This window comes from Gilvibacter sp. (assembly GCF_013214815.1).
In the GTDB taxonomy this organism is placed as follows: Bacteria; Bacteroidota; Bacteroidia; order Flavobacteriales; family Flavobacteriaceae; genus Gilvibacter.
Window position 1 is genome coordinate 1 of sequence record NZ_JABSPU010000080.1, and the last position, 10,680, is coordinate 10,680.

10 protein-coding genes are annotated in these 10,680 nt (G+C 44.3%); all 10 read right to left on the bottom strand.

Translation table 11 applies throughout. The annotated features are described in order from the left end of the window. Nucleotides 1–16: 16 nt before the first annotated feature. Nucleotides 17–1,456, bottom strand: coding sequence for an MBOAT family O-acyltransferase (locus HRT75_RS12815; RefSeq protein ID WP_291187437.1), 1,440 nt, complete (start codon nt 1,454–1,456; stop codon nt 17–19). Nucleotides 1,457–1,471: 15 nt separating this feature from the next. Beyond that, the gene (wecC, locus tag HRT75_RS12820) at nt 1,472–2,677 is read right to left on the bottom strand and encodes a UDP-N-acetyl-D-mannosamine dehydrogenase (protein ID WP_291187439.1); all 1,206 of its coding nucleotides are present in this window, start codon (nt 2,675–2,677) and stop codon (nt 1,472–1,474) included. A gap of 2 nt (nt 2,678–2,679) precedes the next feature. Continuing rightward, nucleotides 2,680–3,807, bottom strand: a complete 1,128-nt coding sequence (wecB, locus tag HRT75_RS12825) for a UDP-N-acetylglucosamine 2-epimerase (non-hydrolyzing) (RefSeq protein WP_291187441.1) — start codon at nt 3,805–3,807, stop codon at nt 2,680–2,682. Then, complete coding sequence (gene rfbD / locus HRT75_RS12830) at nt 3,800–4,657, bottom strand: dTDP-4-dehydrorhamnose reductase (protein ID WP_291187444.1); 858 nt, start codon at nt 4,655–4,657, stop codon at nt 3,800–3,802. The genes wecB and rfbD overlap by 8 nt, the downstream gene beginning before the upstream one ends. A 5-nt stretch (nt 4,658–4,662) precedes the next feature. Continuing rightward, complete coding sequence (gene rfbC, locus HRT75_RS12835; protein WP_291187447.1) at nt 4,663–5,208, bottom strand: dTDP-4-dehydrorhamnose 3,5-epimerase; 546 nt, start codon at nt 5,206–5,208, stop codon at nt 4,663–4,665. Then, nucleotides 5,209–6,066 carry a glucose-1-phosphate thymidylyltransferase RfbA gene (rfbA, locus tag HRT75_RS12840; protein ID WP_291187450.1) on the bottom strand — a complete coding sequence of 286 codons (858 nt, stop codon included), beginning with the start codon at nt 6,064–6,066 and terminating at the stop codon, nt 5,209–5,211. Continuing rightward, the gene (rfbB, locus tag HRT75_RS12845) at nt 6,063–7,097 is read right to left on the bottom strand and encodes a dTDP-glucose 4,6-dehydratase (protein WP_291187454.1); all 1,035 of its coding nucleotides are present in this window, start codon (nt 7,095–7,097) and stop codon (nt 6,063–6,065) included. Before rfbB ends, rfbA begins: the two co-directional genes overlap by 4 nt. Further along, nucleotides 7,081–8,073 (bottom strand): hypothetical protein, encoded by a 993-nt coding sequence (locus tag HRT75_RS12850; protein WP_291187457.1) that lies wholly within the window; start codon nt 8,071–8,073, stop codon nt 7,081–7,083. The genes rfbB and HRT75_RS12850 overlap by 17 nt, the downstream gene beginning before the upstream one ends. A 6-nt stretch (nt 8,074–8,079) precedes the next feature. Beyond that, on the bottom strand, nt 8,080–9,768 hold the full coding sequence (locus HRT75_RS12855) for a hypothetical protein (RefSeq protein ID WP_291187460.1): 1,689 nt from the start codon (nt 9,766–9,768) through the stop codon (nt 8,080–8,082). 28 nt (nt 9,769–9,796) lie between these two features. Next, the coding region (locus HRT75_RS12860; protein WP_291187463.1) for a GH3 auxin-responsive promoter family protein at nt 9,797–10,680 on the bottom strand (884 nt) is incomplete at its 5' end.

A 10,680-nucleotide genomic window follows, 5' to 3' on the forward strand; every position in this document is an offset into this window, starting at 1 on the left:
CCGGTTTTGCGCTTCATTAGAACTGGAAATAAATAAACTCAGAAACACCGTCTTCTCCGTAAATACCGAAAATCAAGATCGTAAATATGATAACCACATAAAGTATTGGTCTGATGAAAAATGGAATCTTATCCAAGATTTTCACCGCGTTGAATCTGCGGTGGATCGCATCAAAAACGAGTAGTAATAAAATTGCAATGAGTCCCGCGTAGAACTCCGGTTGTATCAATCCTAAGGCAAAATAATCGGTCTGCTCAGACCAGTCAAAAATCCCTCCAGCTACGTAAAGCGCGTCCGCCGTGCTGTTTGCTCTAAAAAAGATCCAAGCAAAGCATGCAATAACAAAAGTCAAAGGAATGAACACAAACGTTCCTAAAAGGCCTTTTCTTGAGACCTTTAGACCGTGATTGCTCATGGCTTTTTCAACCACAATGAACAAACCGTGTATGGCTCCCCAGATCACAAAGGTAATGGCGGCGCCGTGCCAAAGTCCACTGACCAGAAACACGATAAACAAGTTGGTGTAAACGCGCAGTTCTTTCTTTCGGCTTCCTCCAAGCGGGATGTACACATAATCTCTAAACCATGTAGATAAGGATATGTGCCAACGCCTCCAGAATTCCGTAATGGACTTAGAAAAATAAGGCGCGTCAAAGTTTTTCATGAGGTCAAAACCAAGTGTTCTTGCAGCTCCAATTGCAATATCGCTATAGCCCGAAAAATCACAGTAAATCTGAAAAGCAAAAGCTATTGTGGCCACTACTAAAGCGCCTCCGCCGTAACTCTCTGGGTCATTATAGACTTGATTCACCAAAATGCCTAAGCGATCTGCAATGACCATTTTTTTAAACAATCCAAAAGCCATCAACAGCAGACCGGTACGTGCAAATCTGTAGTTGAATTTATGGGTGACAAAGAACTGCGGTAAAAGGTGCTTTGCGCGTTCAATAGGCCCTGCCACCAACTGTGGAAAGAAAGCAACAAAGGAGAAAAAGGCCAATATATTTTTGGTGGGCTTGATCTTCCCGTAGTAAATATCTATGGTATAACTCAGGGTCTGAAAGGTGTAGAAACTGATCCCTACGGGTAAAATGATATCCAAAGTGGTCGCTTCAATTTCCCCTCCAAAAAAGCGAAAACTCTGTACAAAGGAATCGATGAAGAAATTCGCGTATTTGAAGTATACCAAAAGCCCCAAATTGGAGATCAGACTCATTAAGAGCAATGTTTTCCGTTTGGATTTTTTCGCGGTTTCCCCAAGAGCTTTACCCACAAAGAAGTCTACGAAGGAACTAAAAATGATCAAGAACAAAAAGCGCCAATCCCACCAGCCATAAAAGAGATAACTGGCTCCGAGTATCAAGACATTTCTAAGCGTTAATTTTTTAGCGACTATCCAGTATAGCACAAAGAATACTGGAAAGAATATTGCAAAGTCAATTGAATTGAATAACACGGGCGCTTTTGGTTTTTAGAGCATACCTACAAAGTCTAATTTCTGTTTTTTATCTCCAATCTGCAAGGATCGGAAGCCTTTGTGACCCACAAGGAACACAATGATATCAGCTTTTTTTACGGCTTCTGTAGGCTCAGTAAGCTCACGCCCATGACCGTTTTGCAAGTTGGGTTCTACTTGTAAAACTTGATGTCCTTCCTCAATCAAGGTCTCGGTGACGTAAAGCGCTGGCGACTCTCTTAGATCGTCTATGTCTGGCTTAAAAGCCAAGCCCATACAGGCAATGACCGGCTCGCGTTTATGCTCAATTTTAAAGGCGAGGGCTTTGTTCTTTATTTTTTCAATGACCCATTCAGTCTTGAAATTGTTCACCTCACGGGATTTTCGAATGATCTTACTCTCCTCCGGAAATTCAGAAACGATAAACCAAGGATCAACCGCGATACAATGCCCTCCTACTCCCGTTCCTGGACGTAAAATATTTACTCTTGGGTGTTTGTTGGCCAAGGCGATCATCTCCCAAACGTCTATCCCCGCCTTATCACAGATCATGGAAAGCTCATTGGCAAAGGCGATTTGGTTATCACGGGATGCGTTTTCTACCAATTTGACCATCTCAGCCGTCTTGGCATTGGTTGGGTGCAGGTCTCCCACCACAAAGTGCTTATAAAAAGCAATCGCCTTTTGCGTGGATTGTTCGTCAATCCCGCCAATAGCTCGGTCGTTGTGCTTGAGTTCATGCAACACATTTCCCGGCAATACACGCTCCGGACAATAGGCCATATAGACATCGCCATTGAGTTCCGGGCGTTGCTCGTGAATCAAGGCACGCATTTTTTCTGTAGTTCCAACAGGTGAAGTTGACTCTAAAATCACTAGAGCGCCCTTTTTAAGCGTCGGAATGATCTTTTCGGTAGCAGCGGTCACAAAACTGAGATCGGGCACGTGATCGTCTTTAAATGGCGTAGGAACGGCAATTAAATAGACGTCGGCTTCTTCAGGTTGCGTTGTTGCACGTAAATGCCCTTTATGCACTACGTGATGCACCAAACCGTCCAGGTCTGGTTCCACAATGTGAATCTGCCCGCGGTTAATGGTATCTACCACGTGCTGATGTATATCCACCCCGATCACTTCCAGTCCGCGACTCGCGATCAGTGCTGCAGTGGGCAGGCCAATATAGCCTAGTCCCATCATTACTACTTTTGGTTTATGTGCCATCCTTACAATTGGTTCATAAAACTAACAATTCTTTCACAAGCCTTGCCGTCACCATAAGGGTTGTGCAATTGGCTCAGCTTTTCATATTGCGCCGGATCGTCCATCAAACGCTTGGTTTCATTCACGATCAGATCAACATCGGTACCCACCAACAAAACAGTCCCAGCCTCAACCGCTTCTGGTCGCTCGGTGGTTGTGCGCGTTACTAATACTGGTTTTCCTAAACTCGGAGCCTCTTCTTGAATTCCACCGCTATCAGTGATGATCAAATAGGCGCGCTTCATCAGCCAAATAAATGCCGGATATGCCAAAGGATCTACCAAGTGAATGTTAGAAATGCCCTGTAAGTAATCATTCACGGGCCCTTTTACATTCGGATTCAAATGGACCGGATAGACGAGTTCTGCCTCGGGATAGGTTTGCGCGATGGTACTCAGTGCGCGGCAAATAGCTTCTAAGCCGTCTCCGTGGTTTTCACGGCGGTGTCCCGTAATGAGAATTAAACGTTTGTTCGGGTCTACGATTTGCTCTAAACTAGCAATCTCCGTATTGGAATAATCAGGCTGTTCCACGATCTCTAAGCCTTTAAATAGCGCATCGATCACCGTATTTCCGGTGATGCAAATATTTTCTTCGGCAGTGTTTTCTCGCTTTAAGTTTGCTGCGGATGTTGGGGTAGGCGCAAAATGATAATCCGCGATCTTTCCCGTTAAGGTTCTGTTGAATTCCTCCGGGAACGGATACTGCCTATTGAAAGTTCTGAGTCCAGCTTCTACGTGGCAGACTTTAGCTCCACTGTAAAAAGCTGCAATTCCGGTGGCCGTTGAGGTGGTAGTATCTCCATGGACATAAACATAATCCGGAGCAAATTCCTCCAAAACGGGCTTTAGGTTCGTAATGATATCTGCCGTTAAAGTGTAAAGGTTTTGATTCGGACGCATAAGCGCGAGATCATAATCGGGTTGGATGTTGAAAAACTCCAAAACCTGATCCAGCATTTCTCTATGCTGCCCGGTGACACAAACCTTGACCTCCCAATTGGATTGCTGCAAGGCATGGTGTACCAAAGGAGCCATTTTTATAGCCTCCGGACGAGTACCAAAAACAATTAAATGACGGCTTTTAGTCATGGTTGATTAGTTGATGCAAACTGGTTTTCCAATTCGGGGGATTCACGCCAAATACCTCCTTGATTTTTTCTTTACTCAAAACACTGTAGGCAGGACGTGCTGCAAATGTAGCATAATGCTCCGTTGAGGCAACTTGATTCTCTCGCTTTTTTGACAATCCAGAGGCAATCGCAATAGCAAAGTCATACCAAGTCGCTTCACCTTCATTGCTGTAATGATAGGTACCGTAATCTGATGCCTTTTCCGAGATGAGCTTCCAGAAAAATTCGGCCAGATCCAAACCGTTGGTCGGAGTTCCGGTTTGATCCGTAGTGATGGTCAATTCAGCTCCCTCTTCCAGTTTCTTCCGAATGGATCTGTAAAAGTTATGCCCGTAAGGGCTGTACAGCCAAGAGGTGCGCACAATGAAATGAGCTTGTAACGCTTCTCTTATGGCCACTTCACCGGCCTCTTTTGAGGCTCCATAAACATTAATTGGCGCTGTGGGATATTCCTCCGTATACGGCTCCTTGGCCATTCCACCAAAAACGTAATCCGTAGAAGGGTGGATCAAAACCGTATTGTGCTTTTCACAGCACTTAGCCAGATGGGCCACGGCTTCCGCATTAAGCGCAAAGGCGGCATCGCGGTCAGATTCTGCTTTATCTACAGCAGTGTAGGCTGCTGTATTGATGCAATAGTCAAATTGATGGGTTTCAAACAAAGCTTCAACTGCATTGATATCGGTCAAATCTAACTCCTTACGAGCGGCCCAAAGTACATCATCGGCAAGAGACTCCGGAACCGTCGCTTTTAAGCATTGGCCGAGTTGACCAGAGGCTCCGGTAATAAGTATGCGCTTGTTGCCCATGATGGTTAGAAGTTAGTTGGATCAAACAATGGCAAGTTCTGATCTTTCTCAGAAACAATCATTTGATCTTTGGGTAGACGCCAATCGATCCCGAAGGTTGCGTCGTCAAAACGAATTCCTGAATCAGATTCCCGATTGTAGAAGGCATCGCATTTATAAGCAAACACCGAATAGTCTGAAAGCGTGGCAAAACCGTGGGCGCATCCGCGTGGGATATAGAGTTGATTTTTATTATCCTCATCAAGTATGACGGAGTAATGCTGTCCAAAACTCGGAGAGTCTTTGCGCAGATCAACAACCACATCTAACACTTGACCACTGATCACCCGAACCAGTTTGGCCTGCTGATGCGGGGCCGTTTGAAAGTGCAGACCGCGAACCACACCTTTTTTGGATCTGGATTGATTGTCCTGAACAAAGTCCGTAGCAATCCCCGTCAAGGCTTCAAACTTTTCTTTGTGGAAGGTTTCACAGAAATAGCCTCGCTCATCCTGGAACACATCCGGAGTGATCAAATAACAATCTTGTATGGGTGTTGGAGTTACTTTCATTTAATCCAATTGCATGAGATAACTGCCATAGCCACTTTTGACCAATGGTGCTGCAAGCTTTTGAAGCTGAGACTTATCGATATAACCCATGGCATATGCCGCTTCCTCTACAGCGCCGATCTTTAATCCTTGTCGCTGTTCAATCACCTCAACAAACTGACTGGCTTGCATGAGGGATTCAAAGGTCCCGGTGTCTAACCAAGCAGTTCCTTTATCCAATACCGCAACCTGCAGATCTCCCTGTTGTAAATACACATTGTTCACATCGGTGATCTCCAGTTCGCCACGTGCGCTAGGCTGAATATTTTTAGCGATTTCAACCACGCGATTGTCATAGAAATAAATTCCAGGGACAGCATAGTTGGACTTAGGGTGTTCTGGCTTCTCTTCAATGCTCACGGCTTTACCGTCGGCATCAAAATCAACCACACCATAACGTTGCGGATCGTTCACATGATAGGCATAAATAATGCCTCCGTGTGGGTCGTTATTCGCTTGTAAAAGCTCCTTGAGACCGCTTCCGTAAAAGATGTTGTCTCCTAAGATCAAGGCCACTTTATCATCCCCAATAAACTCCTCGCCTATGATGAAAGCCTCTGCCAAACCTTTGGGTTCTGCTTGGGTCGCATAGCTGAACGAGCATCCCAACTGGCTTCCGTCTCCCAAAAGAGTTTTGAAAAGCGGAAGGTCTTTTGGAGTGGAAATGATCAAAATCTCACGAATGCCGGCATACATCAAAGTGCTAAGCGGATAGTAGATCATGGGCTTGTCATAAACCGGCATGAGCTGTTTACTCACAGCAATGGTAAGCGGATGTAGTCTTGTTCCTGAGCCTCCGGCTAATATGATTCCTTTCATGCTTCTAGACGGTTTTTATTACTTAAATACCAGTTCAAGGTTTTATCCATTCCCGATTCAAAATGCTCTTGCGCTTCCCAACCCAACTCTGTGCTTATTTTGGAGGCGTCTATGGCATATCTAAAATCATGACCCGGTCTGTCGGTTACAAAACTTATCTGTTCTTTATAAGATTGCCCGTCTACTCGCGGTGCTTTCTGATCTAACAATTCACAGATAAAATTGGCAATGTAGAGGTTATTGCGTTCGTTCTTCCCGCCAATATTGTAGGTTTCTCCAAGTCTTCCGGAAAGCAATGCTTTGTGCACGCCGCGGCAATGATCAGCTACATAAAGCCAATCTCTAATGTTTTGTCCGTCCCCGTAAATAGGTATGTTCTTGCCCGAAATGGCAGACCGAATTATCGTGGGTATGAGTTTTTCACTGTGCTGATGGGGTCCGTAATTGTTAGAGCAATTAGTGGTTACTGCAGGGAAGCCATAAGTGTGAAAATAGCTGCGCACCAACATATCAGAAGCTGCTTTGGAAGCGCTATACGGACTGTTGGGAGCATAGGGTGTTTCTTCTGTAAAAAGGCCTTCATCGCCTAAGGTTCCGTAAACCTCATCAGTAGAAACATGTAAAAATCGGGCGTTGGCAGAGGCTTCTTTTAGCTGATTTGGACCGTCCATCCAGTGTGTGTAGGCCGCGTGAAGCAATCGGTGCGTTCCCACCACATTGGTTTGCACAAAGGCATCGGGGTTGGTAATGGAATTATCCACATGAGACTCCGCAGCAAAATGAACTACATAATCAAATCGGTGCTCTTCAAATAATCGATGGATCAATTCGGAATTACAAATATCCCCTTCTACAAAGTGATAGTTTGTATTACCTTCTGCAAACTCAAGGTTTCTGAGGTCTCCGGCATAGGTAAGCTTATCGAGATTGACCACTTGGTGATCGGTCTCTTCCAATAGCATTTTTATGTAGTTGGAGCCAATAAAGCCAGCTCCACCGGTAACCAGTATGGATCTATTCTTCTGGAGCATCTGCAATGCGTCTTAGGTAGTAATACATATAACGCAGGTAAGCCAAAAATAGGAAGATAAAAACCAGCATTATAGGAAGCAGGATCATCTTCTTATCCAATAGACTTGGCTCCTTTGGATAAACCTGCATACCGCCTAAAGCCAAAATAGGTTGCTTATAAAATACGAGCGCATCGTTCAACTCTTGATTCTCCGTTAGCAATTCATTCTTGGTCTCTAACAGCAGATCTGGGCGAGTTTCACGCTCCACATAAAACTGAGTTCCCAAAGCGCGTTGATCAGATTCCTGCTCCAAATACTTTTGCATGAAAAGCTCAATTTGTTCAATGGTTTGCTTGTTAGCTACCAGTTTTTCATTGATTGTCTTCACAGAAGTATCACGGAACTCTTTTAAGATTGGATTGGCGTTGATATAATTCATCAATCGCTCAAGATCATCATTGGTGCCTTGACCAGTGAGAGAAACCGTTAAATAATGATAGTTGTAATTGGTGGTAAAGGTTTGATACAACTCTTCCTCCTCCATATTGAACTCCACATAACGCAAAAGCGCATCGAGGTTTCTGTTAGTATCCTCAAAATCATCCGTGATGTCGTGAACGTTTATTACCGGCACGAGTTCAACACCTTTGATTGTAGGATTGTTTGGATTCAATCCGAGGGCCTTGTAAAATTCAGTATCACCAGCTTTGAGCTTCTTATCAACAACGTCTACAGTGTTGTATAAATAGTTCCCCATGTCAAAATTGACTTTCAACAAGATCTTGGCCTTGTTTCCAGAGAAACTATTTTGCTCTAAATAATAACCTGCTCCGATCCCTACAAGGATCAAAATCAAAATGATCAACCAGCGTTTGCGGGCAAAATCAAAGCCTTTGAAAAAAGCTCTCACCCAAGACCTGAATACTTTTTTGATCTCGCTAAAAAAGAAAAACAGATCTAATTCTTCTGCAGGTTTATTCTTAGAATCACTCATTGTTAGTTAGCTTAATATTTGTTCCAATATCTTTTCTGTGATCAGATATGTGGGTTTTACTCCGGTTGTACCTAAACCTCCTGAGGCCAGTGTACTTCCCGTTTTTAAGGGATTATCCGACGCGTAATACGCATAGTTCACACGAACCTTTTTGGCAATACTTCCCCGAATTCTCGAGGCCGATTGAATGGCCTTTTGGTAATGCGCTCCTTCCATTTCTAGACCGATCACATTCCAGGTTGATTCGTGAAAGAACTGCAAAATATCTTTATTCTGCAAGGAGGTTCCCAAAACTGTGATCATGGCTCCTGTGCAAACGTTCACATCGTCATCGGCAAACATAGCCTTTTTCAGCCTGTTCTTAAAAGGATAATTGTCTGCCGTTCCTTCAAAGATATGGGCATTCGGGATCATAATATCTCCCTTATCCCCTTCTAGGATTCCGGCCTTCCCCATAATGGAAACGGACTCCACGTTCAAAAAGTGCTTTTTGCCCTTATCGCATTGATAGGGTTTGAGCAATTCATCCATGGTTTCATAGGCCTGCTCGCCAAAGGCGTAATCCATAACCACGATAATTGGATGCTCATTTTTCTCTGAGGTTGCGTCCGATTCAGTTTTCTTGTAATCCGGATGGGCTTCGGCATCAAAGATCTGAACGTCAATATTGGTCCCGCTACTGTCCTTTAAGTAGATCATCCCCTCCTTTTGCGCCTGTTTAAAGACCTTCGCTCTAAGGGTTTTACTCTCTTCTTTGCTTAAGGTTTGATACACTTCAAGCGGAGATTTTTTAGTGAACTCAGCCGGCAAGGCTCGTTTTGCGTAGAGGGTATTCATCACCGAGTGCATATTGGCACTGATGATATGGATTGGGCGGCCCAACCAATCTTTATTGAAGAGTTCTTTTTTGATGTTATCTGCCCAACGCTCACCGTGGATGTGATGACCGAGGCGTTCACGCAATACTGGAGAAAAAGTTATTAAGCGCTTCGTATTATTGAGGTGTTCATCCAAGGCCAATTTGCCCAAATGGTAGATAATACTGATGAATCTGTTCGGGTTTTCTTTACAGCTAAAACTGGAATAAACACTGCTTACCTCTTCAAAAGTACGTCCAAGAATGTTCGCAATATGTGTAATGGCGATCTCCTTGTCTACCTGACTGAGTTTAGAATTCTTGGCCACAGCCTCTTCTACCTTCTTCCAGTCTCGGATGTATTCTCCTTCATCATCGATCAAAACGCGCTCCATGATCTTGTGCGATTCAATGTAGAGGAAAGTCAAATGCGTAAGGATGTCATAGATCTCAGAGCGGCCACGAGTGACCTCAATATTCATTTGCTCTTTGTCTATGCGGTAACAGTTTCTACGGCGCTTGGCGGGAACAATCGGTTTAAAGTGTGAGTTGGCATAACCTTCATTACTGGTCAAATTGATATAACTGCATTCCTCGATTCCATAAGGAAGGCGGTCCATGACATACAGCAGCCCGTTGAGCTCTATCTTCTCGTCAGCGATTGAGCCGTAGATCTCTGGTTGAAGGGTTAATAATGAATCTCGAAGTGTTTCCCCAGAAACTCCCATGGGTTTGTAAAAGCCGCGGTTGAATAAATGACGCATTGTGATGTACATGCGCTCAATGGCCGCGGTACTTTCTTGGGCTCTGGTTCGTTCTAGCGTTGAATTAACTGCCATACCGATTTTGGTCTCAAAGATACAGAAATTAGCCTTGCAGGCTTAAAAGGGCGTACGCTATTTTACGATCGTTGGACAGTCTGGGGATCTTGTTTTGCCCGCCCAGCTTGCCTTTGCTCTTCATATGAGCCTTAAAACTGCCTGGTTTTAATGGGCTTATAACTAGGGTTCTTAGAATTGATCCTTCAATCAGATCCAGGTAATAAGTGTTTTGGGCTTGCATTTCTCGATCGATCCAAGCGGCGATCTCTGATAGGTCATCCGGCAAGGATTCTGCCTCTACCAACCACTCGTGATAGGGTAATCCAGATTCCGGAGTGATCTGCGGAGCTACCGTGAATTCGTTAATCTGCAATCCGAATTTATCAATAGCACTCTTCATGGCCTGCTCCACTTCTTTACCGATGACGTGCTCACCAAAGGCAGAAATAAAGTGCTTAATTCTACCAGATACAATCACGCGATAAGGAGCCAAGCTGGTAAACTGAACGGTATCTCCCAAATTGTATCCCCACATGCCTGCTGTGGTTGAAATGAGCATAACATAATTCACCCCAAGTTCTACCTCCCAAACGGGAAGACGCTTGGGATTGTCCTCAAAAAATTCGTCGGCTTTGACAAACTCGTAATAAATGCCCGCATCGAGCAAAAGCAGCATTCCTTTCTCGCTTTGACTGTCTTGAAAAGCAAAGAATCCTTCAGAAGCCGGAAACAGTTCAATGCTCGGAACCGACCGCCCTATGAGCTGTTCAAAACGCGCTTTATAGGGAGCAAAATTGACTCCGCCGTAAATGAATAAATTAAAATTAGGAAAGAGCTCCCCGACGGGGTTAGCTCCCTGCTCGATCAAGCGCTCAAAGTACATCTGAACCCAAGAAGGAATACCGCAAATGACACGCATATCCTCCTTAA

Bases quoted from the DNA above. Each gene is read 5' to 3' on its own strand.
- wecC (WP_291187439.1), bottom strand. From the start codon at position 2,677: ATGGCACATAAACCAAAAGTAGTAATGATGGGACTAGGCTATATTGGC.
- wecB (WP_291187441.1), bottom strand. From the start codon at position 3,807: ATGACTAAAAGCCGTCATTTAATTGTTTTTGGTACTCGTCCGGAGGCT.
- rfbD (WP_291187444.1), bottom strand. From the start codon at position 4,657: ATGGGCAACAAGCGCATACTTATTACCGGAGCCTCTGGTCAACTCGGC.
- rfbC (WP_291187447.1), bottom strand. From the start codon at position 5,208: ATGAAAGTAACTCCAACACCCATACAAGATTGTTATTTGATCACTCCG.
- rfbA (WP_291187450.1), bottom strand. From the start codon at position 6,066: ATGAAAGGAATCATATTAGCCGGAGGCTCAGGAACAAGACTACATCCG.
- rfbB (WP_291187454.1), bottom strand. From the start codon at position 7,097: ATGCTCCAGAAGAATAGATCCATACTGGTTACCGGTGGAGCTGGCTTT.
- HRT75_RS12850 (WP_291187457.1), bottom strand. From the start codon at position 8,073: ATGAGTGATTCTAAGAATAAACCTGCAGAAGAATTAGATCTGTTTTTC.
- HRT75_RS12855 (WP_291187460.1), bottom strand. From the start codon at position 9,768: ATGGCAGTTAATTCAACGCTAGAACGAACCAGAGCCCAAGAAAGTACC.